The 20,497-nt window shown below is 70.0% G+C and carries 23 protein-coding genes, 1 pseudogene and 1 riboswitch; of the genes and pseudogenes, 16 read left to right on the top strand and 8 right to left on the bottom strand.

The window, feature by feature from the left end:
- Positions 1 to 104: 104 nt before the first annotated feature.
- Positions 105 to 572 carry a thioredoxin-dependent thiol peroxidase gene (bcp, locus tag EOT10_RS15585; protein WP_127828787.1) on the bottom strand — a complete coding sequence of 156 codons (468 nt, stop codon included), beginning with the start codon at positions 570 to 572 and terminating at the stop codon, positions 105 to 107.
- Between the two features lie 129 nt (positions 573 to 701).
- Between bcp and EOT10_RS15580 the strand changes: the two genes are divergently transcribed.
- The 3 genes from EOT10_RS15580 to EOT10_RS15570 all read left to right on the top strand — a co-directional run bounded on the left by EOT10_RS15580 (position 702) and on the right by EOT10_RS15570 (position 1,911).
- A complete protein-coding gene (locus tag EOT10_RS15580; protein ID WP_127828786.1) occupies positions 702 to 1,040 on the top strand; it encodes a DUF3618 domain-containing protein in 339 nt (112 codons plus the stop codon).
- Positions 1,041 to 1,123: 83 nt separating this feature from the next.
- Positions 1,124 to 1,426: a GroES family chaperonin gene (locus tag EOT10_RS15575; protein WP_086749165.1), complete on the top strand. Its 303-nt coding sequence runs from the start codon at positions 1,124 to 1,126 to the stop codon at positions 1,424 to 1,426.
- 69 nt (positions 1,427 to 1,495) lie between these two features.
- Positions 1,496 to 1,558: riboswitch (guanidine-III (ykkC-III) riboswitch) on the top strand.
- 32 nt (positions 1,559 to 1,590) lie between these two features.
- Positions 1,591 to 1,911, top strand: coding sequence for a DMT family transporter (locus EOT10_RS15570; protein WP_127828785.1), 321 nt, complete (start codon positions 1,591 to 1,593; stop codon positions 1,909 to 1,911).
- 38 nt (positions 1,912 to 1,949) lie between these two features.
- Here the strand turns inward: EOT10_RS15570 and EOT10_RS15565 are convergent, their stop codons facing one another.
- Positions 1,950 to 4,163 (bottom strand): transglycosylase domain-containing protein, encoded by a 2,214-nt coding sequence (locus tag EOT10_RS15565; RefSeq protein ID WP_127828784.1) that lies wholly within the window; start codon positions 4,161 to 4,163, stop codon positions 1,950 to 1,952.
- 145 nt (positions 4,164 to 4,308) lie between these two features.
- Between EOT10_RS15565 and EOT10_RS15560 the strand changes: the two genes are divergently transcribed.
- From EOT10_RS15560 to EOT10_RS15545, 4 genes are all read left to right on the top strand, one after another.
- Positions 4,309 to 5,112 (top strand): ABC transporter permease, encoded by an 804-nt coding sequence (locus EOT10_RS15560; RefSeq protein WP_127828937.1) that lies wholly within the window; start codon positions 4,309 to 4,311, stop codon positions 5,110 to 5,112.
- A gap of 40 nt (positions 5,113 to 5,152) precedes the next feature.
- Complete coding sequence (locus tag EOT10_RS15555; RefSeq protein WP_127828938.1) at positions 5,153 to 5,917, top strand: ABC transporter permease; 765 nt, start codon at positions 5,153 to 5,155, stop codon at positions 5,915 to 5,917.
- 5 nt (positions 5,918 to 5,922) lie between these two features.
- Positions 5,923 to 6,936 (top strand): ABC transporter ATP-binding protein, encoded by a 1,014-nt coding sequence (locus EOT10_RS15550; RefSeq protein ID WP_189491587.1) that lies wholly within the window; start codon positions 5,923 to 5,925, stop codon positions 6,934 to 6,936.
- Positions 6,937 to 6,999: 63 nt separating this feature from the next.
- On the top strand, positions 7,000 to 7,836 hold the full coding sequence (locus EOT10_RS15545) for a DUF1707 SHOCT-like domain-containing protein (RefSeq protein ID WP_127828783.1): 837 nt from the start codon (positions 7,000 to 7,002) through the stop codon (positions 7,834 to 7,836).
- A 147-nt stretch (positions 7,837 to 7,983) separates the two neighbouring features.
- Here the strand turns inward: EOT10_RS15545 and EOT10_RS15540 are convergent, their stop codons facing one another.
- Complete coding sequence (locus EOT10_RS15540) at positions 7,984 to 9,306, bottom strand: SGNH/GDSL hydrolase family protein (RefSeq protein WP_127828782.1); 1,323 nt, start codon at positions 9,304 to 9,306, stop codon at positions 7,984 to 7,986.
- A gap of 404 nt (positions 9,307 to 9,710) precedes the next feature.
- Here EOT10_RS15540 and EOT10_RS15535 point away from each other — a divergent pair, with 404 nt between their 5' ends.
- Positions 9,711 to 10,922 (top strand): DUF445 domain-containing protein, encoded by a 1,212-nt coding sequence (locus tag EOT10_RS15535; protein ID WP_223280999.1) that lies wholly within the window; start codon positions 9,711 to 9,713, stop codon positions 10,920 to 10,922.
- On the opposite strand, the gene EOT10_RS15530 is transcribed toward EOT10_RS15535, so the two are convergent.
- Positions 10,852 to 12,261 carry an MFS transporter gene (locus EOT10_RS15530; RefSeq protein WP_127828780.1) on the bottom strand — a complete coding sequence of 470 codons (1,410 nt, stop codon included), beginning with the start codon at positions 12,259 to 12,261 and terminating at the stop codon, positions 10,852 to 10,854. The genes EOT10_RS15535 and EOT10_RS15530 overlap by 71 nt on opposite strands.
- Positions 12,262 to 12,332: 71 nt before the next feature.
- Here EOT10_RS15530 and EOT10_RS15525 point away from each other — a divergent pair, with 71 nt between their 5' ends.
- From EOT10_RS15525 to EOT10_RS15515, 3 genes are all read left to right on the top strand, one after another.
- The gene (locus EOT10_RS15525) at positions 12,333 to 13,394 is read left to right on the top strand and encodes a GlxA family transcriptional regulator (RefSeq protein ID WP_127828779.1); all 1,062 of its coding nucleotides are present in this window, start codon (positions 12,333 to 12,335) and stop codon (positions 13,392 to 13,394) included.
- 110 nt (positions 13,395 to 13,504) lie between these two features.
- Positions 13,505 to 13,960 carry a hypothetical protein gene (locus EOT10_RS41295; RefSeq protein ID WP_189491646.1) on the top strand — a complete coding sequence of 152 codons (456 nt, stop codon included), beginning with the start codon at positions 13,505 to 13,507 and terminating at the stop codon, positions 13,958 to 13,960.
- A 50-nt stretch (positions 13,961 to 14,010) separates the two neighbouring features.
- A complete protein-coding gene (locus tag EOT10_RS15515; protein WP_127828777.1) occupies positions 14,011 to 14,370 on the top strand; it encodes a VOC family protein in 360 nt (119 codons plus the stop codon).
- 12 nt (positions 14,371 to 14,382) lie between these two features.
- Here the strand turns inward: EOT10_RS15515 and EOT10_RS15510 are convergent, their stop codons facing one another.
- The 3 genes from EOT10_RS15510 to EOT10_RS15500 form a co-directional block, all read right to left on the bottom strand.
- A complete protein-coding gene (locus EOT10_RS15510) occupies positions 14,383 to 14,685 on the bottom strand; it encodes a hypothetical protein (RefSeq protein ID WP_127828776.1) in 303 nt (100 codons plus the stop codon).
- Between the two features lie 120 nt (positions 14,686 to 14,805).
- Complete coding sequence (locus tag EOT10_RS15505) at positions 14,806 to 15,183, bottom strand: hypothetical protein (RefSeq protein ID WP_127828775.1); 378 nt, start codon at positions 15,181 to 15,183, stop codon at positions 14,806 to 14,808.
- The gene (locus EOT10_RS15500) at positions 15,180 to 15,491 is read right to left on the bottom strand and encodes a hypothetical protein (RefSeq protein ID WP_127828774.1); all 312 of its coding nucleotides are present in this window, start codon (positions 15,489 to 15,491) and stop codon (positions 15,180 to 15,182) included. The genes EOT10_RS15505 and EOT10_RS15500 overlap by 4 nt, the downstream gene beginning before the upstream one ends.
- A gap of 196 nt (positions 15,492 to 15,687) precedes the next feature.
- On the opposite strand from EOT10_RS15500, the gene EOT10_RS15495 reads away from it, so the two are divergent.
- From EOT10_RS15495 to EOT10_RS15485, 3 genes and pseudogenes are all read left to right on the top strand, one after another.
- Positions 15,688 to 16,482 (top strand): helix-turn-helix domain-containing protein, encoded by a 795-nt coding sequence (locus EOT10_RS15495; protein WP_127828773.1) that lies wholly within the window; start codon positions 15,688 to 15,690, stop codon positions 16,480 to 16,482.
- A complete protein-coding gene (locus EOT10_RS15490) occupies positions 16,475 to 16,696 on the top strand; it encodes a DUF397 domain-containing protein (RefSeq protein ID WP_127828772.1) in 222 nt (73 codons plus the stop codon). The genes EOT10_RS15495 and EOT10_RS15490 overlap by 8 nt, the downstream gene beginning before the upstream one ends.
- A 120-nt stretch (positions 16,697 to 16,816) precedes the next feature.
- Positions 16,817 to 17,226, top strand: a pseudogene (locus tag EOT10_RS15485) (Scr1 family TA system antitoxin-like transcriptional regulator); the annotation flags it as partial.
- Positions 17,227 to 17,351: 125 nt separating this feature from the next.
- Here EOT10_RS15485 and EOT10_RS15480 read toward each other — a convergent pair.
- Positions 17,352 to 18,098: a helix-turn-helix domain-containing protein gene (locus tag EOT10_RS15480; RefSeq protein ID WP_127828770.1), complete on the bottom strand. Its 747-nt coding sequence runs from the start codon at positions 18,096 to 18,098 to the stop codon at positions 17,352 to 17,354.
- A 233-nt stretch (positions 18,099 to 18,331) separates the two neighbouring features.
- Between EOT10_RS15480 and EOT10_RS15475 the strand changes: the two genes are divergently transcribed.
- Together EOT10_RS15475 and EOT10_RS15470 are read left to right on the top strand one after the other, a co-directional pair.
- Positions 18,332 to 19,018: a hypothetical protein gene (locus tag EOT10_RS15475; protein ID WP_127828769.1), complete on the top strand. Its 687-nt coding sequence runs from the start codon at positions 18,332 to 18,334 to the stop codon at positions 19,016 to 19,018.
- A 70-nt stretch (positions 19,019 to 19,088) separates the two neighbouring features.
- Entirely contained in the window at positions 19,089 to 20,495 is a 1,407-nt protein-coding gene (locus EOT10_RS15470) for a ParB N-terminal domain-containing protein (protein ID WP_127828768.1), read from the top strand.
- The last annotated feature ends 2 nt before the right edge of the window (positions 20,496 to 20,497 follow it).

The raw sequence follows: 20,497 nt of genomic DNA, 5'->3' as shown, positions 1-20,497 counted from the left end.
CTCGTACGGACTAACGATCCGAAAATCGGACCGTCACGCACGGAATGCGGAACGGCCCGCTCCGGAGTCCGGGGCGGGCCGTGTGCGGGAGGGCGGGGGTGGGGTCAGATACCCAGGTCCTTGATGATCTTTGCGACGTGGCCCGTGGCGCGGACGTTGTAGAGGGCTCGTTCGACCTTGCCCTCCTCGTCGACGACGATCGTCGAGCGGATCACGCCCATGTACGTCTTGCCGTAGTTCTTCTTCTCGCCGAAGGCGCCGTACGCGTCGAGGACCTTCTTGTCGGGGTCGGCGAGGAGCGTGACCTTGAGGTGCTCCTTCTCGCGGAACTTCGCGAGCTTCTCCGGCTGGTCGGGGGAGATGCCGATGACGTCGTAGCCCGCGCCCGCCAGGAGCTCCAGGTTGTCGGTGAAGTCGCAGGCCTGCTTGGTGCAGCCGGGCGTGAGGGCGGCGGGGTAGAAGTAGACGATCGTCTTGCGGCCCTTGTGGTCGGCGAGGGAGACCTCGTTGCCGTCGGCGTCGGGCAGCGTGAAGGCGGGGGCGGTGTCGCCGGTCGTCAGTCGCTCGCTCATGGTGGGACTCCTCGTACGGGATACGGGTACGGGACCTGAGCGTAATGGGGGTGCCGTGGGGTGCGTCGGGCGCCGAGCTGACAGACTGTCCACGACCAGTGCCACAACAGCGACCATGGAGGCAGCGCGGTGTCGGACACGTCGAGAACGTCGGATACCCGGACCCCGGCGCAGATCGAGGCGGACATAAAGCGCCGTCGCGAGACGCTGGCCGAGACGCTCGACGAGATCGGGGTGCGGGTGCACCCGAAGACGATCGTCGGGGACGCCAAGGCCAGGTTCGTCGCCGGCATCGACCACACGCTCGGACGGGCGTACGTCGGCGCCAACCGGCTGGTGTCGGACGTGAAGGGGCAGTTCGTCTCCGAGGAGGGCGCGCCGCGTCTGGAGCGCATCGTGCCGGTGGCGGTCGTGCTGGTCGGTGTCGTCGGCCTGCTCGCCGTGAACTCCCGTCGCCGAAAGGGCTGACCCTTCCGCGTACGGGTACGGCTGCGACAGGTAGGTTTCGGGGCGTGAGCGAGAAGAACCAGCACGACAAGCTGCCGATCCGCATGCTGCACGACCGTGTGCTCGTACGGCAGGACACCGCCGAGGGCGAGCGGCGCAGCGGTGGCGGCATCCTGATTCCGGCGACCGCGGCGGTCGGGCGGCGCCTGGCCTGGGCGGAGGTCGTCGCCGTCGGGCAGAACGTGCGCACGGTGGAGCCGGGTGACCGGGTGCTGTACGACCCGGAGGACCGGGCCGAGGTCGAGGTGCGGGGTGTCGCGTACGTGCTGATGCGCGAGCGCGACCTGCACGCGGTGGCCGCGGACCGGTTCGAGGGGTCGGAGGACTCGACCGGCCTTTATCTGTAGACAGCGCTGGTGGTCAGAGGGGCTGGTGACCGTTGTCACCAGCCCTTTTTGCTTGTCCCTTGCCGTTCCGTTGCTACTTTTGAGGGACCCCGACGAGACGCGCCGTACCGGGTTCCGCAAAGACGACGCACCCCCTGTTGATCCAACTGACGGAGGTGCCTGTCATGGCCTGGGTTCTCATCGTGATCGCCGGACTTCTCGAGGTCGGCTGGTCGATCGGCATGAAGTTCACGGAGGGGTTCTCCCGCTTTTGGCCGAGTGTGTTCACCGGCGCGGGCATCGTCGCGAGCATGGTGCTGCTCTCCTATGCCGCGAAGACCCTGCCGATCGGTACGGCGTACGGCGTGTGGGTGGGGATCGGCGCGGCCGGTGCGGCCGTCGTCGGCATGCTGGTGCTGGGTGAGCCGGCGACGGCCGCGCGGATCTTCTTCATCGTGCTGCTGATCGTGGCGATCGTGGGCCTGAAGGCGACGTCCGGCCACTAGAAGCGCTGCTAGAGAAGCCACCAGATGCGCCGGGTCAGTCACTGTTCTGAGTCGCCGAAGAGGTCGTCCACCGTCCCGGTCGCGGGTTCCGGTACCTGGGTCGGGAGTTCGGGGGTGGGTGCCGCCGGGGTGGGTGCCGTGGCCGGGGGGCCGGACGAGGCGGGCTGCGAGGGCGGTTGGGAGGAGGGCCCGCCGGGCGTCGGCCCCGTCCCGGGTGAGTCCGGCGCGGCCGACGGGTCCGGGGGCTGGTCGGCACCCGACTCCAGTTGCAGGTCGAAGTCCCTGGCCGGGGTGCCCTTGAGCGCCGCCCTCGTGAACTGGGCCCAGATCTGCGCGGGGAAGCCGCCGCCATTGATACGCGCCAGGCCGAGCGCCCCGTAGAGCGGGGTGTGGGCGCCGGTGGCGGGGTCCTGGCCCATGACGGCGACGACGGCGGCGAGGTCGGGGGTGTAGCCCGCGAACCAGGCCGCCGTGTCCTCCTCGGCGGTGCCGGTCTTGCCGGCGGCGGGGCGGTTCGCGGCCTGGGCCGCGGTGCCGGTGCCGCCCTCGACGACGCTCTGCAGGACGGACGTGGTCGTGTCGGCGGACTCGCGGCTCACGGCCCGTTGCGTGGACCGCTTCGGCAGGCCGAGCTTCTCGCCGTCCTTGGCGACCTCGGCGACGAGGGTGTACGTGGCGCGTCTGCCGTGGTTGGCGAGGGTGGCGTAGGCCTCGGTCATGTCGAGGACGGAGGCGGTGGAGGGGCCGAGCGCGATGGAGGGGGAGGCGTTGAGGTCCGGGGTGTCCGGCGGGAGGCCGAGGCCGACGGCGGTCTGTTCGACCTTGTCGGAGCCGACGTCGACGGCCATCTGTGCGTAGACCGCGTTGACGGACTTGTCGGTGGCGGTGCGGACGGTGAGGGGGCCGTAGTCGACGTTGTCCTCGTTCTCGGGGGCGTAGTGGCCGCCGTTCCAGCCTTGTACGGGGCGCTGGTCGGTGCCGTCGTAGACGGTGTTGGGGGTGATGGTGCGGCCGTCCTGGGTGGTGGAGGCGTTCTCCACGGCCGCGGTGAAGACGAACGGCTTGAAGGTGGAGCCGACTTGATAGTCGCGGCGTGTGGCGTTGTTGACGTACTGCTTCGTGTAGTCGATGCCGCCGTACATCGCGAGGACCCTGCCGGTGGCCGGGTCGATGGCGGCGCCGCCGGCGCGGACGTTGCGGTCGGCGGGGCGGTTCTTCTTGTCGAGTCCGGACATGAGGCGGTCGTCGACGGCTTTGACGAAGGCGTCCTGCTTCGTCTTCTGGAGGGTGGTGGTGATGCGGTAGCCGCCGGTGGCCAGGGTGTCCTCGTCGATGACCTTGTGGGCCGTGAGGTAGTCCTTGACGGCCTGGACGAGGTAGCCGCGCTGGCCGGACATCCCGGCGGGGCCCCTGGCGTCGGCGGGCATCGGGAACGTCATGCCGCGCCGGTCGGAGGCGCTGATCCAGCGCTCCTTCGCCATGCCGTCGAGAACGTAGTTCCAGCGGGCGACGACCTGCGGCCTGCTCTCGGGGTGGGCGACGACGTCGTATGCGCTGGGGGCGTTGAGGAGGGCCGCGAGGTAGGCGCCCTGGGCGGTGGTCAGGTGCTCGACGTCGACGCCGTAGTAGGCCTGGGCGGCGGCCTGGATGCCGTAGGCGTTGCGGCCGAAGTAGCTGGTGTTGAGGTAGCCCTCGAGGATGTCGTCCTTGCTCTCCTCGCGGTCGAGCTTGATCGAGATGAAGAACTCCTTCACCTTGCGGGTGACGGTCTGTTCCTGGCCGAGGTAGTAGTTCTTCACGTACTGCTGGGTGATCGTCGAGCCGGACTGTCTGCCCTTGCCGGTGAGGGTGTTCCAGGCGGCGCGGACCATCGCCATGGGGTCGATGGCGGACTCGCCGTAGAACTCGCGGTCCTCGGCGGCGAGTACGTCGCGCTGGACGGCTCTGGGGATCTGGGTGAGGGAGACGTTCTCGCGGTCGACCTCGCCGTCGCGGGCGAGCTGGCTGCCGTCGGCGTACAGGTACACGTTGCTCTGCGCGGTGGCGGCGGCGTTGGCGGGCGGGATGTGGACGAGGAAGTAGCCGAGGGCGAACAGGCCGGCGCACACGAGCAGGACGCCCAGGACGGTGCCGAGGAGCAGGCGCCAGGTGGGGATCAGTCGGCGCAGGCCCTTGCGCCGGGGGCGTCTGGGTTTCCTGCCCTTCTTGGCGGGCTCGCCCGGGGTGGCAGGCTGTTGCGGCTCGTCGCTCATGCCCTGTGGAACTCCCGTTCCGCCCCGTACGTCACGTATGTCGCGGCCGAAAATGCGTGGCAGGGTGCCCCCTTCCTCGCTAGGCTCCTGCGTTTTGGCCGGGAGCGGAGGTGTGTCTGTGGGGACGTCGGGGGCGTCGGGAACGCTGCGGCTGTACGCGGCCGTCGTCGCCGGAGGGTTCCGCCGGTACGCGACGTACCGCTCGGCCACCGCGGCGGGCGTGTTCACGAACACCGTCTTCGGGTTCATCGTCGCGTACACGTACATGGCGCTGTGGGACGAGCGGCCGGGGCTCGGCGGGTACGACGAGGCGCAGGCGCTCACGTACGTGTGGATCGGGCAGGCGCTCGCGCAGGCCCTGTCGATGTTCAACGCGGGGTTCGCCGTCGACATGGTGGCGCGGATCCGCAACGGGGACATCGCGGTGGACCTGTACCGGCCGGTCGACCTCCAACTGTGGTGGCTGGCCAGCGACTTGGGCCGGGCCGGTTTCCAGTTGTTCAGCCGGGGCGTGGTGCCGCTGACGGTGGGCGCGCTGTGTTTCCCGCTCGCGCTGCCGGGCGATCCGGTGGTGTGGCTGGAGTTCCTGGTGGCGGTGGCGCTCGCCGTGGTGGTGAGTTTCGCGATCCGGTACGTGCTGGCGCTGGCCGCGTTCTGGCTGATCGACGGGACGGGGGTCCTGCAGTTCGGGGGTGTGGTGGGGATGTTCTTCACGGGCCTTCTGCTGCCGCTGAACGCGATGCCCGGCGCGCTCGGCGACCTCGCGCGGGTGCTGCCGTGGGCGGCGCTCCTGCAGATGCCCGCCGACATCCTTCTCGGCGCCCGCTCCGGCGCGGACGGCCTCCTTCGGGCGTACGCCTTCCAGGCCGGATGGGCCGTCGTCCTGCTCGCGGCCGGGCGGCTCCTGCAGTCGTCCGCGACCCGGAAGGTGGTCCTCCAAGGTGGCTGACGTCAGCGGCAGCGTGCGGGTCTACGGCCTGATCGCCGGGATGTGGATCCGCTCCACCCTGGTCTACCGCACGTCGTTCGCGCTCGCGCTCCTCGTCAACTTCCTTGTCACAGCACTCGACTTCGTCGTGATCTGGATGATGTTCTCGCAGGCCACGTCGCTCGGCGGATACAGCTTCGCGCAGACCGCCTTCCTGTACGGGACCGCCTCGGTCTCCTTCGGGATCACGACCTTCGTCCTCGGCTCCGTCGACGATCTGGGTATGCGGGTGCGCGACGGCACCCTCGACGCGTTCCTCGTACGCCCCGCCCCGGTACTCGTGCAGGTCGCCGCGGACCGCTTCGGCCTGCGCCGCATCGGCCGCCTCCTCCAGGGCGTCCTCGTCCTCGGCTGGTCCCTCGCCCGCCTCGACGTCGACTGGACCCCCGCGAAGCTGCTCCTGATGCCGGTGATGCTGCTCAGCGGCGCGGCGATCTTCGGCGCGGTGTACGTGGCCGGGGCGGCGTTCCAGTTCTGGGCGCAGGACGCGGCGGAGGCGCAGAGCGCGTTCACGTTCGGCGGTGTGACGCTGCTCCAGTACCCGCCGACGGTGTTCGCGAGGGACTTCGTGATCGGCGTGACGTTCGTCGTGCCGCTGGCCTTCGTGAACTGGCTGCCCGCGCTGTACGTGCTCGGCCGCCCCTATCCGCTCGGCCTGCCGTGGTGGCTCGCCTTCGCCCCGCCGCTGGTGGCCGCCGGGAGCTGCGCGCTCGCGGGCCTGGCCTGGCGCGCGGGTGTCCGTTCGTACCGCAGTACCGGGAGCTGACGCGTGTGACACAGGACTTCACAGAGAACTTCATCGACGTCGAAGGGGTGGAGAAGGTCTTCGACGTACGCCGCAGGGCGGGCCTTCTGCGGCGCGAGCGGCACCAGGTACGGGCGGTCGACTCGCTCACCTTCAGCGTGCCGCGCGGCGAGATGGTCGGCTACATCGGGCCGAATGGCGCGGGCAAGTCGACGACGATCAAGATGCTCACCGGCATCCTGACGCCGAGCGCCGGCCGGCTGCGCGTCGCCGGCATCGAGCCCTCCCGGGAGCGGACGCGTCTCGCGCGGCGGATCGGTGTGGTGTTCGGGCAGCGGACGACCCTGTGGTGGGACCTGCCGCTCATCGACTCGTACCGGCTGATGCACCGCATGTACCGGATCCCGGACGCCCGTTACCGCGAGAACCTCGACCGGTGTGTCGAACTCCTGGAACTGGGCGGCCTGTTGGAGACCCCGGTCCGGCAGCTCTCCCTCGGGCAGCGCATGCGCGGCGACATCGCGGCGGCCCTGCTGCACGACCCCGAGGTGCTGTACCTCGACGAGCCGACCATCGGCCTCGACATCGTCTCCAAGGCGAAGGTGCGCGGCTTCCTGCGCGACCTGAACGCCGAGCGCGGCACGACGGTCCTGCTCACCACGCACGACCTGACCGACATCGAGCAGCTGTGCCGACGCGTGATGGTCATCGACCACGGCCGCCCCATGTACGACGGCGAGCTGAGCGGGCTGCACGCGTTCGGGGACGGGGAGCGCACCCTCGTGGTCGACCTGGAGCGCGAACTGCCGCCCGTTCAGGTCGAGTCGGCGCGTGTGGTGAAGGTGGAGGGGCCGCGGCAGTGGCTCGCGTTCCCGGCCGCGCAGTCGGCGGCGCCGCTCGTGGCCCGGATCGCCGCCGCCTATCCGCTGGTGGACCTCTCGGTGCGGGAGCCCGACATCGAGGCCGTCATCGCCCGGATGTACGCGCGGGCGCCGTCGCCGGAGAGGCCCGGCGAAGCGGGTGCCCCGGTCGGCCGGTGAAGCGGGTGCCCGGTCGGCCGGTGAACCTGTGGCGAACGGGCGTTCCCTCGTAGGCTGGGACGTATGACGGACGAACGCCCGGACGAACGCCCCGACCTGCCCATGCTGCGCGCCTCCGACGCCGACCGCGAGCGGGTCGCCGAGGCCCTCCGGGACGCCGTCGCGGAGGGCCGGCTCGACATGGAGGAGTTCGAGGAGCGGCTCGAAGCGACGTACAAGGCGCGCACGTACGGCGAGTTGGAGCCGATCACGCGCGACCTGCCGGTCGCGGGCGGCGCCCCGGCGCCCGTGAACATGGTGAAGTCGCCGCTGCCCGAGGGCGCCGTGGACTGGTCCTCGCGTATCGGCGGGGAGCCGACGTCGACGTGGGCCGCCGCGGTGATGTCGGGGTTCCAGCGCCGGGGGCGGTGGACGGTGCCGCGCCGCTTCACCGCGTTCACGTTCTGGGGCGGCGGCGAGCTCGATCTGCGCGAGGCGGACTTCGCGGACGGTGAGGTCGTCATCAGCTGCGTCGCGATCATGGGCGGGATGAACATCGTCGTACCGCCCGGCGTCGAGGTCGTCGTGCGCGGCATCGGCATCATGGGGGGCTTCGACCACCGCGAGGAAGGCGTGCGGGGCGACCCGGGCGCGCCCCGCGTCGTCGTGAACGGGTTCGCGTTCTGGGGCGGCGTCGGCGTCGAGCGCAAGGTGACGCGTGAGGAGAAGCTGCGCCTCAAGGAGGAGCGCCGGCAGGAGAAGCTGGAGCGTAAGGCCGGGCGCCCGCGCGGGATCGAGGGGCGCCACGACCTGCGCGCCGACCGCCACGAGCGCCGCCATGAACGGCACGAGGAGCGGCGCGAGCGGGCCTGGGACCGGGCGGAGGAGCGCCGCGAGCGCCGCGAACGGGGCGATCGCTGACGCGGTGACCGGTGGCGATCGTTGACAGGGCGACCGGTGACAGGGTGATCGCTCACAGGGTGACCGGTGGCGGGGCGAGCGGTAACGGCGCCCGCGCCCGGCGCGAAGGGGGCGAGCGATAACGGCGCCCGCGCCTGCCGACCCGCCCTACAGCTCGGCCGGAGTCGATCCCCGCAGCGCCGCCAGGTTGAACGTGTCCGCCATCCGGTGGAAGCCCGCGTCGTTCGGGTGCAGGTGGTCGCCCGAGTCGTACGAGGGCAGGAGCCTGCGCGGGTTGTACGGGTCGCGCAGCGCCTTGTCGAAGTCGACGAACTCGTCGAAGACCTTGCCCGAGCGGATCTGCGCGTTCACGGCCTGGCGCACGCCGTCGAGGCGCGGCTCGTAGCCGCGGTGGCCCTGGAACGGCATGAGCGTCGCGCCGACCACGTGCAGGCCGCGCGTGTGCGCCTGCCGGGTCAGTTCCCGCAGGCCCTCGACGATCTTGTCGGGGTCGGTCTGGTGCGGGTTGCGGAGGATGTCGTTGATGCCGAGCGCGATCACGACGGCCTTCACGCCGGACCGGCCGAGGACGTCCCGGTCGAAGCGGGACAGGCCGCTCGGGTTGTTCGCGGGGCGGCCGAGGCCGTCGGACAGGATGCGGTTGCCGCTGATGCCCTGGTTGACCACGCCGTAGCGGGCCGCGCCGGTCTCGTCGCGCAGCCGGCCGGCGAGGACGTCCGTCCAGCGGTGGTTGGCGTCGAGGGTCGAGGTGACGCCGTCGGTCAGCGAGTCGCCGATGACGACGACCGTGCCGTACGACTCGTTGCTGAGGACGTCGAGAGCGGTGACGTAGCGCCAGTACGGGGTCTGCTCGGTGTACGCGAGCCCGCCCGCGTCCTCCGTGCGGTCGCCCTGGGCGACGTACGACGTCTGGCGGGCCTGCGGGTGGTAGGTGACCGGGCCCGACGGGGTCGGCGAGTAGCTGGTGACCAGCATGTCCGCGTCGTGCGGGACGCTCATCCGTACGGCGTCGGTGACGGTCTGGGCGCCGGGCGGGATGACGACCGAGGTGTTGCCGCCGAAGGTGAGGCGGCGCAGCGTGCCGGGTGAGGCGGTCGGGCTGTCGGGCGCGGCGGCGACGGCGACCGAGGCGTGCGTGATGCTGAGGGGCTGCTGCCCGTAGAGGTTGGAGAACGTGACGCGGGCGCTGGTGCCGCCGATGCTGGTGTGCACGATGTTGCGCACGGAGCGGCCCGCGAGGCCGAAGGTCTCCGTGCCGGGCTCGCCGCCCGCGGGGGAGGCCGACCAGCTGCCCGACCAGGTGCCGGTGGAGGCGGGCGCCGCGGAGTTCTGCGGGTGCCGGGGACCCGCGCTGACCGTGCTGCTCGATCCGTCGTAGGCGCCGGAGACGCCCAGGTAGATGGCGGCCGAGATCATGAGGACCACAGCGGTGAGTGCGGCGAGCAGGGCATAACCGTGTCGCTTGGTCATGCGGGGGTGTCTCCTCGGGCAGCGGGAGCCCCAGGCTCCGGTGTGATCATCCCATGATGCGTCATGGGCCGGGAGGAAGCCGACAGTGCCCCCCTCCGCCTTTTGAGACGCCGGGAACTTGTCGTCCGTTCCGGGAGTCCGTCAGGTAGGGACAATGTGTGAGAGGGATGACAGTGGCAGCGGGGGCGACCGGTGAACTGGCATGGTCTGGCATGAACTGGCATGTGACGGGTGGAGTGAGCTGAGTGAGCGAAGTGGAGGAAGGGGAGGAAAGGGGCGTAGTGGCCATTGACGAGCATGCCCGCGCGGGGGGCTCCTCATTCGGAACACGCCCGGCCCCGTTCGGGGCGGGCCCCGGCTCCTTCAGCCCCGCCGACATCGAGAAACAGCGCGGCGTACGCCGGATGAAGTCCACGGCCACGGGCCTGCTGCTGCTCGTCGCCGTCATCTACGTCCTCGCGAAATGGGGCGAGCACGCGGGCGCCGGAGCCTGGACCGGTTACGTCGCCGCGGCCGCGGAGGCGGGCATGGTCGGCGCCCTGGCCGACTGGTTCGCCGTCACCGCGCTCTTCCGCCGCCCCCTCGGCCTGCCCATCCCGCACACGGCGATCATCCCCACCAAGAAGGACCAGCTGGGCGTCTCGCTCGGCGAGTTCGTCGGGGACAACTTCCTCTCCTCCGACGTCGTACGGCAACGGCTGCGCGCCGTCGGCATCGGCAGCCGGCTCGGCACCTGGCTGGCCGAACCGGACCACGCCGACCGGGTGACCGCCGAACTCGCCACCGCCCTGCGCGGCGCCCTCACCGTCCTGCGCGACTCGGACGTCCAGGCTGTCGTCGGCGAGGCCATCACCCGCCGGGCCGACGCCCAGGAGGTCGCGCCCGGCCTCGGCAAGATGCTGGAGAAGGTCGTCGCCGACGGCGGCCACAAACGCGTCGTGGACCTGATCTGCGTACGCGCCCACGACTGGCTGGTGCGGCACGCCGACTCCGTGATGGACGCGGTGCAGGGCGGCGCCCCCGGCTGGACCCCGCGGTTCGTCGACCGGAAGGTCGGCGACCGCGTCTACAAGGAGCTCCTCCGCTTCGTCACCGAGATGCGCGACATGCCGGAGCACCCGGCCCGCGGCGCCCTCGACCGCTTCCTCGCCGACTTCGCCTCCGACCTCCAGTCCGACACGGACACCCGGGCCCGCGTCGAGCGCCTGAAGTCCGAGGTCATCGCCCGCCCCGAGGTCCAGGACCTGATCGCCTCCACCTGGGCCGCCGTCCGCTCCATGATCGTCGCGGCGGCGGAGGACGAGCGCAGCGAGCTGCGCCTGCGCGTCCGGGCCTCGCTGCTCTCCCTCGGCGCCCGCATGGCGACCGACGCCCGCCTCCAGGACAAGGTCGACGGCTGGATCGAGGGCGCGGCGACGTACGTCGTGACGACGTACCGCAAGGAGATCACCTCCCTGATCACGGACACCGTGGCCGGCTGGGACGCCGAGCACACCTCGAAGAAGATCGAGGCACACATCGGCCGTGACCTGCAGTTCATCCGTATCAACGGCACGGTGGTGGGCTCGCTGGCAGGGCTCGTGATCTACGCGGTGTCGCGGGCGCTGGGGGCGTGAGGGGGTTTCCGTGTCCCGCGCGGCGCACCGTCAGTGCGAGCAGCGCCGCCCCCGCGCACAGCGCGCCCGCGCCCACCCACACCGGGTCGTACGAGCCGAACGCGTCCCGCGCCACCCCGCCCGCGAACGCCACCGCCCCCGCCCCGACCTGGTGCGCGGCACTCACCCAGCCGAACACGACCGGCGCGTCCGCCCCGTAGAGCGCGCGGCACAGCGCGATCGTCGGCGGCACGGTCGCCACGTCGAGCAGCCCGAAGACGACGGTGAACGCGACGAGCGGCGCGTCCACGGCCGAGGTCAGGAGCAGCGGCAGAGCGACCAGGGTGAGGCCGCGCAGGGCGTAGTACGCGGCGAGCAGGCGGCGCGGATCGGCCCGGTCCGTCAGCCATCCGGACGCGACCGTTCCCGCGACGTTGAAGATCCCGATGAGGGAGAGCAGCGAGGCGGCGACGGTCACCGGCATCCCGTGGTCGTGCGCGGCGGGCGCGAAGTGCGTCCACATCACCCCGTTCGTCGAGGCACCGCAGACGGCAAAGGTCCCGGCGAGCAGCCAGAAGGGCCCGGTGCGGGCGGCGCGGGCGAGGGTACGGAGGGCGTGGCGGGCGGCGCCGTGGGTGGGGGCCGGCTCTTTTCGTGGGTCGGCGCCGTTGGTGGGGGTCGGCTCTTTTCGTGGGTCGGCGCCGTTGACGGGGGCCGGCTCTTTTCGTGGGTCGGCGCCGTTGGTGGGGGTCGGCCCTTGTCGTGGGTCGCGTACCGCCGCCCACACCACGGGCAGCGCGCCGGCCGCGGCGAGCGCGAGAGCCCCGGCGGCGGCCCGCCACCCGTATACGTCGATCACCCACGACAGCACGGGCAGGAACACGAACTGCCCCACCACACTCGCCGCCGTGAGCAGCCCGGTGACGAGCCCGCGCCGCGCGACGAACCACCGCTCGGTGACCGTCGCCGCGAAGGTCGTCGCGGTCGCGCCCGTCCCCAGGCCCACCAGGACGCCCCAGTACAGGACGAACTGCCAGGGCGCGGTCATGGTCGTCGCGAGCGCGGCCCCGGCCCCGACGAGCCCCAGGGCGCCGACGGCCACCCGGCGCATCCCGAACCGGTCCATCAGCGCCGCCGCGAAGGGCGCGGTCGCCCCGTACACGACCATGTTCACGAGCGAGCCGAGCCCGACGGACGCCCGTGACCAGCCGAGATCCTCGTTCAACGGTCCGACGAGCAGCCCGGCGAGCGTGCTGAACGCTCCCGCCGTGACGATGGCGAGCGCGGCACCGGCGGCGACGGTCCAGGGGCTGACCGGGGCGCGGTTACGGGGGCGGGAACGGGGTCGGGAACGCTTCATGGGATCACCCTGCGCCGGGTCCGCACCGGACGACGACTGGCCAGATGGCCACGACCTGAAAGAATCTGGCCATGACGGCTATGACTACTGACGGGAGTACGACACCGGAGCGCGGCCGCCGTCCTCGCACCGTCGCTGTCCTCGTCCGTGACGGCGTCCTGCCGATGGAACTCGGCCTGGTGCACCAGCTGTTCGGCAGCGCACGTTCCGCGCGGGGCGAGCCGCTCTACGACGTCCGCACGTGCGCTCCGCGCCCCGGCAGGATCCGTACGGACGCGGACTTCCCGATCTACGCGGAACACGGCCTGGCGACCGTGGCGGCGGCGGACACCGTCCTCGTCCCGGCGTCGCACGAGACGGACGAGGGGCTGCGGCGGGGCGTCCTGCCCGAGGAGCTGAGGGAGGCCCTGCGCACGACAACGGAGTACGGGCCTCGCCCTCGCCCCCGCCGCATCGCCTCCATCTGCACGGGCTCGTTCGTGCTCGCCGCCGCCGGACTTCTGGACGGCCGGCGCGCGACGACGCACTGGATGTCGGCCGGCCTCTTTGCGCGTACGTTCCCGTCCGTGACGGTGGACCCCGGTGTCCTGTTCGTCGACGAGGGCCGGATCCTCACCTCCGCGGGCGAGGCGGCGGGCATCGACCTGTGTCTCCACATGATCCGCCGCGACCACGGTGCCGCGGTCGCGGCGGAGGTCGCGCGCCGTACGGTGGTGCCGCCGCACCGCGAGGGCGGACAGGCGCAGTACATCCAACGGCCCGTGGAATCAGAGGGGTTGACGTCCACGTCCGCGTCGCGCGCCTGGGCCCTCACGCGCCTCGCCGAGCCCCTCACCCTCGCCGAACTCGCCGCGCACGACGCGATGTCCGTCCGCACGTACAGCCGCCGCTTCCGCGAGGAGACGGGCCTCACCCCGATGCAGTGGCTGACGCAGCGCAGGGTGGACCGCGCCCGCGAACTCCTCGAACAGACCGACCACACCGTCGACCGCGTCGCGACAGAGGCGGGCTTCGGCACGGGCGCGTCACTGCGACAGCACTTCCAGGCGGGCCTGGGGGTGTCGCCGGGGGCGTACCGGTCGACGTTCAGGGGTGCGGGACGGGCGTCCGGGTCCGGCCAGGCGGACGAGTAGGGGAGCGCAGGTCAGGGGGGCGCAGGTAGAGGAACGGGTACGCGGATGAGTACGCGTACTCTGCCGCGGCCCGCGCCACTTCCCGGATCCTCGTCCCTATGACTGCCCCTATGACAGCCGGAAACGCAAGCGCACGCCTTCTCACTCCACTGCCCCGCAGCCCCTGGCCAAGGCGCTGGCTGCCCCGTCTGCTCCTGTCGGGCCTGTCCGCGGCGGCGTACGCCCTGTGCATGCCGTGGGACGTGGGCAACCGCCCGGCCACCCCCGACGCGATCAACGCGACGACGCCGGTCACGACCCTGGGCGTCACGATCCTCGCCGTGGCCCTCCTCGCCCTGGGCGCGTACGCGGGCCGCCATGACCGGCTTCCCTTGGCGGCCCTGCTGGTCGCGGCCCCGCCGGCCGTCCTGCTCTACGCGTCTTTCGCGTCGCACGACGACCCGGGCGGGATCTTCCCGTGGCAGCTGGCGTGGGCGTTCTTCTCGATGCTGATGGCGGGTGCGGTACTGGCCGCGGCGGCGGTCGGGCGAGCGTTCCGCAAGGATGCAGGGGAGAACTCAGTATGAGAGTGAGAGCGAGACCCCGAACACCGCCCCGCGATCTCCCGGGAGCCCCGATGACCATCCGTAGGATCGTCCCGAACCTCACGACGAAGTCGCCGGAGGCGATGGCCGAGAACCGCGACTTCTACGGCCGGCTCGGCTTCGAGGAGGTCATGGACATGGGCTGGGTCACGACCCTCGCGTCCCCCTCCAACCCGACTGCCCAGGTCAGCTTCCTCACCCACGACGAGACCGCGCCGGTGATCCCGGACCTCAGCGTGGAGGTCGAGGACGTCGACGCGGTCTACGCGCGGGTGCTGGCGTCAGGCGCCGAGATCGTCCACGGCCTCCGCGACGAGGAATGGGGCGTACGCCGCTTCTTCGTACGCGACCCCGACGGACGCGTGGTGAACGTTCTGAGCCACCGGCGGTAGCGGGTCAGGCCGTCAGGCGCGCCGGTCGACGAGGACGTACGACGCGGCGGCGACGCCACCGGCCACCCCGAACACGGCCGGCCACGGGCCGACCTTCTTCGCGAGCGGGTGCGACCCGGCGAACGCGGCGATGTAGGCCCCGGTGAGCGCCCCCGCGACCTTCCCGCCGGCCACCTGCTTCCACTGCGCGGCGGCAGCGGCCCCGGCCACGGCGAGCACGACCCCGCCGAGCTGCCGCTTCTTGGTGAACCGCGCGACGGCATACCCGCCGACAAGCCCACTCGCCGCCACCGCCGCCGCAGGAACCTTCACCATTGCCGCCTCGCTTCGTCGTCGTATGCAGTCGTCGTAAGACGTCGCCGTAAGTCGTACTTGTCCGGTCCGAGGTTAACGCGCGGGGAGGGCGCCGGGATCGCCGACGCCTGTTGGGGCGGGTCAGCCCTCGGAGATGGCGCCGGAGGGCTCGTCGTCTCCGTCGGGAGCGGCGAGTCGGTTGCCCCTGCTGCGGGCGATGCGGTGCACGTCGCGCAGCGACTCAACCAATCTGCTGACGAGGAAGCGCAATTGGGGTTCGGTGGCTTTGCCATCGCCGTCGCCGAGGAGGTCAGCGCCGTCGCCGAGGAGGTCAGCAGCGTGGCCGAGGAGCTCGTCGGCCATTTCTAGCTGAACGCACTCGACGTTGTCGGCCACGCGGGAGAGGTAGCTGTTGGCGGTGCCGTCGCCGAGGAGGTAGCAGGGCTTCCCGTCCAGGTTGGACCAGGGCAGGAGGCGGGCCCAGCTGACGGTTGTGGCGTCATGGCTCTGGTAGATCACGCGACGACCTCGATGCCGTGGATGCGGCGCGTGCCGATGTCTACGCCGTGCACCGCGAGCCAGAGAGCGCGACGGCGGCCACGTTGCCGTTTCGCCTGCTCGCGTTGCTCGTGGGCGAGGAGGTAGGGGCGTACGAGTCGCGAGTCCTCGCCGCGGAGAAGGGCTGTGTGCGGGGAGGGGCGGCGAGGCGGGATGGGTGTTGCGGGCTCGGGGCTCAGTGGCGCCCCCGTGTGCTGCCGGTGCCGCCCGGAAGCGGGCCACGCAAGCCGCAACAGCGGCTCGATGAGGCGGGCGATAGGGTTCAACACGTCATCGACTCCTGTGAAGTTGGTGGCCATGCCCCCGGGCCGTTTCGAGGACGGTCGCGGGGGTCTTCCGTGCCTGAGGGCAGGTAGAACTGCATGGACATCGCTGTGTAGCGATCCACTTACAGAGTGAGATGACTCGGGTTAGCCTCGCTAGGGGGTCAGAGGTGACAAAGCATCTGTCGCACGGGAGTTGACGATGAGCAACACCTATGGGGAATGGTTGAAGGCGCAGCGTGAGGCGGCGGGCGTAACGCAGCAGGAGCTGGCCACGGCGGCAGTCATGACGCGTTCGCACATCTCACACATCGAGGCGGGGCGAAGGCTTCCGTCGAAGGTGGACGCGCAGCGGCTCGACAAGGCTCTGAACACCGGGAACGTGCTGAGCAGCTTCCTCCCTGACAGCGACGGGGCGGTGGCTGAGCACTTCGAGTCAGCCCATGCGCTCGAACAGCAGGCGGTTGAGCTAAGGGAGTTCGCGCTCTCCTTCGTCCCCGGCATCCTTCAGACGGAAAGGTACGCCCGTGCGGTTTTGAGCCCTTCCTACCCTCCCGTGAGGGGAAAGGAATGTGACAGGCTCGTTGTCACACGGCTTGAGCGAGCGAAGATCCTTGAGGATCCCGTATCGCCCGTAGTGTGGGCTCTCCTGGATGAGGCCGTGTTGGGTCGGCCCATTGGTGGCCCCGACGTTATGGCCGAGCAGATCATGCACATCGTCAGGCTGGCCGAGTCGGGACGCATCCGCGTGCATGTACTGCCGCGATCCTTGGGGTTCCACCCGTTGCTGGAGAGCATGCTGACGCTGATGTGGTTCGACGATCAGCCGCCGGTGGCGTACAGCGAGGGGGTACGGATGGGGAAGGTGCATGACTCCCCGGCCATGGTTCAGGAGCTGCAAGGTCGTTACGATCTTGCGCTGAGCGACGCACTGCCGCTCAAGGAGTCACTGGCCCTGCTACGGGCGACGGCAAAGGACTATGGGCATCATGACTGAAGCGATCATCTGGAACCCTGCCGGACTCAACGGCTGGCGGAAGTCGTCCTACAGCGGCAGCGAGGGCGGCAGCTGCCTGGAGGTCCTGGACAACCACCCCGCAGGCATCCCCGTCCGCGACTCCAAGACCCCGAACGGGCCCGCACTGGTCTTCCCTTCGGCTGGCTGGTCTTCGTTCGTCACAGCAGTCAAGGACGGAAACCTCCACTCCTGACCTCTCGCGCCGGCTCAGGTCTGATGGCTGGACTGGTCGCGAATGGTGGCCGGCTGTCTCTATGCCCACGACTTCTACCGCGTCCATCGCCGATTTCCGGCAAGTGCCGGTGAACGACGGGCCGGCCGCCGCCGCGTCGAGCGGGCGCGCATCATCCTGGAGCCGGGGACCGGTTGCTCCTGCTCGTCGCGGAGGCAGGCCGTCCTGCGAGCCCAGATCGGCGACGAGCGGGCAATGGCCGCCCAGCTCGGCTACCTGCTCACGGCGGGCGCACTGCCACAGGTGTCGCTCGGCGTCATATCGGCGGCTACATCGAACCGGTGCCGCTGGCCCATCGAGACTTTCCACGTGCACGACGACCGGCTCGTCTCGGTTGAGCTCACCTCAGCAGAGGTCAACAATCACGGAGCCGGCAGGGATCGCCGTGTACCTGCGGGCGTTTGAACAACTGCGGAGCATGGCCGTGTGCGGGGCCGGCGCGCGCCCTCATCGCGCATGCCATCGACGCGCTCGACCAGGGCCGGACATGAGGGCCGTGGCCGTCCCAGTGCTCGGGAGCTAGGCCTGCGGACAGGGCATGCTCTGCGCAGGGCGAATTCGCTTGCCGGCATGAGCTTCTAAGGGGCTGCTCTGCACCGAGGGAGGGCCGCAGGCCTCACGGCGTAGATGAGATCGCGGAGTTGAGCAGCAGCGTCGCTTCCTCGTACTGACGAGCCTCATGGAAGCTCGCGACTATCCGGAGCACGGCGTCAACGTCCCGGCGCGCGGCATTAGTGATCACGGCATCGGCAGCGTCGGACAGCCCGGCCGAGCGGCACGATGCGACCACGCGGGGGATCTCACCGGCGGGAAGGGTCATCGCGGACTGCCAGATCATGAAGAAGGCGTCCTGCGTCTGACGCTGCAGCAGGCGGCTCATTAGGGTTTCCAGCTCCGTCCAGCCCGCGTCTTCGTTCGCGTGGTGGTGCCGGTCCCCCTCCGGCAGGGAGACCGGCACCACCACGCGCTTGCGCGCCCGTAGTTGGCGTTGCCGGGCGAATGCGGCGGTGTGGCGCTGGCGCGAGATCCGGACGGCCGGCTTGGCCGCGGTACCCCTTGGCCTGTCTAGTTGGCCGGAAAGCATCGCAAGGAGCTCATCCAAGGAGTACGGGATCCTGACCCCAGCGAGGGCAGTGTCCTGCCGTACGGCTGCGTAGATCTTCCGGAGCAGCTCGGGCCTTGGCTGGTTCCTGCCGTTCAGGTAGCCGTTCAGCGTGCTTGTGGCTACTCCGCACTCTTCGGCCAGCTGCTCCTGGGTGAGGTCGGTGCAGTCCTTGACCCGCCGCAGGGCGTGGGTGAACGCGCACTTTTCATCGGAGTACTCGGGCCGGAACTCCTTCCAGGCCTGCGTTCTCTTGGCCATGACATCCTCTCCTCGGAAGGCGCGCTTGAGCAGCGTAAGTCTCCGATTGTGAGAGACGTTTGGGCCTTCAGGAAAGTGCCATAGGGCAGATGTGACTTACGAGCGCCAGTAAAAGTCTTGTGGGACTGGATTGCCTTGGGTGGCCAAGCCATGGTTGTGGAGAACGCCGGAGCTGGCCTCAACCCGCCTTCCTCCGGCGCGTCTTCTGACCAACCGATCCAAGGGGGCACGGTATGGCTATTCCGGCGTGGGACGATCCGGAGCTCGGCACGATGAAGCGCGCGGCGCTCTGGCTGATCACGGTAATCGGCGAGGGCAACACCTTCACGAAGGCGGACGTGGCTGAGGCGTTTCCTGGTGTGACCCAGGCTGACCGCCGCGTACGTGACCTGCGTTCGCACGGCTGGCAGATCGACACGCACCGCCAGGATCCGAGCCTCGGCCAGCACGAGCAGCGCTTCGTGGCGGCCGGCGAGCCGGTGTGGGAGCCCGGTAAGGGCAGCGGCCGTGCGAGCTCCACGATCTCGGAGACGCGCCGCCGCGAGATCCTGCTCGCGGACGGCAACATGTGCCGCTCCTGCGGTATCGCGGCGGGTGGTGAGTACGGGGACGGATTCGACACCGCGCAGATCGACATCGCGCGCCGGCCGGTTGTGCGGGCGGACGGCTCCGAGCAGGTCGAGCTCGTGGCCGAGTGCAACCGCTGTCGCATCGGCGGGCGCTCGAAGAAGGTGGACTTCGGGCAGATCGAGGTGGGCATCTCGGGGCTTGGTAGCTTCGAGCGCGACGTGCTCGCAGGGTGGATCGAGAAGGACCAGAGGGAGTTCAGCAAGGTGGAGCGGCTTTGGGCGGTGTACCGCACGCTTCCCGCGGAGTCTCGCGAGCGGTTCCGTGAGGCTCTCGCGACGTCTGGCATTTAGTTCCCGTCGCTTGGGGTGGGGCCGGCCGGCCCCACCCCCTGGTACGTAGCTCAACTCTCAGGAGGAGATCATGAGCAAGGACTTCGGCACCCCGCCGCTGGCCGCAGACAACCGCGAAATCGTGGACCAGCGCCTAAAGGAGGCCGCCGCCGGCCAGGGCCTGCGCGAGACGCTGACCATTGAATGGCGAACCCAGCCGCAGGTGGTCGAGGTCATCGACATGCCCGTGGAGGCCCTCTACTTCAACCCGGCGACGCACCGGATCCGGGCGCAGCGGAGCTTCAGTCCCGAGCGGGACCGTCTGCTGGATGAGAATCCCTGGAGCTCCGAGAGCCAGGACTACCTGCAGTACCTCCTGCAGGCCAAGCCGGACGACCCGTCCAGGCGGGACCCCGCCTTCGCTGACCTGAAGGAAAGTCTCCAGGAGTACCGGCAGAACGAGCCCGGCCTCATCACCAGGGCAGGCATTCTGGTCAACGGCAACACCCGTGCGGCCGCGCTCAGGGAGCTGGGCGTACCGAACATCCGCGTCGGTGTGCTGCCTGCTTCGTGCACGTGGGGGGACATCAACTCGGTCGAACTCTCGCTGCAGCTCCGGCAGGACAAGCGGCGCGACTACTCGTATATCAACGAGCTCATCGCCATGCAGGAGCAGATCGATTCGGGGCGCCAGGTCGCTGACATCGCGAAGGCTTTCCACAAGCGTGCCGCCACGGTCGAGGCCGACTTGTGGATTCTGGCCACGCTTGAGGACCTGCGGCGGCGGTCCCGCGCCGGCTCGGCGCAGCTCCAGCTGCTCGATTTCGAGGATGCCAAGGAAAAGCTTCATGAGCTCTACCGGGCGTGGGTGAAGGAGTCGAAGAAGAACCGCGATCTCGCGGAGCTGATGAAGGAGAACCGCCTCGCTGCGATCTCGCTGAAGTTCTCCAAGACCGACATCCGTCTCATCGAGTCGGACTTCCGGAAGCGGTACTTGGAAACTCGCCTTACGCCGGCGCTCCAGCCGGATGTCTCCGCCCCGCAGGAGCGCCGTATCCCGGGCATGACGCGTGTGGTCAGGCCCGCGGCCCAGCCCTATGCCGAGGCGCAGGCCTTTACCAATCAGGTCCTGCAGGCGAAGGCTCTTGAGCGCGCTGGTGCCGGAGAAGCATCCGAGGTCGCTTCCGGGATCGTCGAACAGGCTCGTACCGCGATCGAGGACGCTCTGGAGCCGGCTGGCAAGGACGCCCGCGTGCGCAAGCGCAAGCAGGCCGCGTCCGACCGTCTGAACGATGCCTGCCAGGACATCGAGCAGTGCATCCTCGACATCGGCCTCGCCCGTGCGTCGAACAGCCTGGACGAGGAGGCCCTCGACGACTCCGTGCTGAAGCTCAAGGCGACCTTGGAGAAGCTTGCGCGTGAGACCAAGCGCAGCGTCGGGGAGCCCGGCGACGGTGTGGCATGGCTGCTCGACGCGGTCGCAAAGGAGCAGGCGTGACC

The sequence above is a fragment of the Streptomyces antnestii genome (assembly GCF_004005495.1).
Classification (GTDB): domain Bacteria; phylum Actinomycetota; class Actinomycetes; order Streptomycetales; family Streptomycetaceae; genus Streptomyces; species Streptomyces antnestii.
Note: the sequence above shows the minus strand (reverse complement) of the source record. Positions and strands in the feature narration are given on the sequence as shown.

Excerpts from the sequence above, each read along its gene's own strand:
- EOT10_RS15540 (WP_127828782.1), bottom strand. The coding sequence starts at position 9,306 with ATGACCAAGCGACACGGTTATGCCCTGCTCGCCGCACTCACCGCTGTG.
- bcp (WP_127828787.1), bottom strand. The coding sequence starts at position 572 with ATGAGCGAGCGACTGACGACCGGCGACACCGCCCCCGCCTTCACGCTG.
- EOT10_RS15530 (WP_127828780.1), bottom strand. The coding sequence starts at position 12,261 with ATGAAGCGTTCCCGACCCCGTTCCCGCCCCCGTAACCGCGCCCCGGTC.
- EOT10_RS15470 (WP_127828768.1), top strand. The coding sequence starts at position 19,089 with ATGAGCAAGGACTTCGGCACCCCGCCGCTGGCCGCAGACAACCGCGAA.
- EOT10_RS15490 (WP_127828772.1), top strand. The coding sequence starts at position 16,475 with ATGACTGAAGCGATCATCTGGAACCCTGCCGGACTCAACGGCTGGCGG.
- EOT10_RS41295 (WP_189491646.1), top strand. The coding sequence starts at position 13,505 with ATGACAGCCGGAAACGCAAGCGCACGCCTTCTCACTCCACTGCCCCGC.
- EOT10_RS15555 (WP_127828938.1), top strand. The coding sequence starts at position 5,153 with ATGTGGATCCGCTCCACCCTGGTCTACCGCACGTCGTTCGCGCTCGCG.
- EOT10_RS15480 (WP_127828770.1), bottom strand. The coding sequence starts at position 18,098 with ATGGCCAAGAGAACGCAGGCCTGGAAGGAGTTCCGGCCCGAGTACTCC.
- EOT10_RS15535 (WP_223280999.1), top strand. The coding sequence starts at position 9,711 with ATGAAGTCCACGGCCACGGGCCTGCTGCTGCTCGTCGCCGTCATCTAC.
- EOT10_RS15570 (WP_127828785.1), top strand. The coding sequence starts at position 1,591 with ATGGCCTGGGTTCTCATCGTGATCGCCGGACTTCTCGAGGTCGGCTGG.
- EOT10_RS15565 (WP_127828784.1), bottom strand. The coding sequence starts at position 4,163 with ATGAGCGACGAGCCGCAACAGCCTGCCACCCCGGGCGAGCCCGCCAAG.
- EOT10_RS15475 (WP_127828769.1), top strand. The coding sequence starts at position 18,332 with ATGGCTATTCCGGCGTGGGACGATCCGGAGCTCGGCACGATGAAGCGC.
- EOT10_RS15495 (WP_127828773.1), top strand. The coding sequence starts at position 15,688 with ATGAGCAACACCTATGGGGAATGGTTGAAGGCGCAGCGTGAGGCGGCG.
- EOT10_RS15575 (WP_086749165.1), top strand. The coding sequence starts at position 1,124 with ATGCTGCACGACCGTGTGCTCGTACGGCAGGACACCGCCGAGGGCGAG.
- EOT10_RS15515 (WP_127828777.1), top strand. The coding sequence starts at position 14,011 with ATGACCATCCGTAGGATCGTCCCGAACCTCACGACGAAGTCGCCGGAG.
- EOT10_RS15545 (WP_127828783.1), top strand. The coding sequence starts at position 7,000 with ATGACGGACGAACGCCCGGACGAACGCCCCGACCTGCCCATGCTGCGC.
- EOT10_RS15510 (WP_127828776.1), bottom strand. The coding sequence starts at position 14,685 with ATGGTGAAGGTTCCTGCGGCGGCGGTGGCGGCGAGTGGGCTTGTCGGC.
- EOT10_RS15525 (WP_127828779.1), top strand. The coding sequence starts at position 12,333 with ATGACGGCTATGACTACTGACGGGAGTACGACACCGGAGCGCGGCCGC.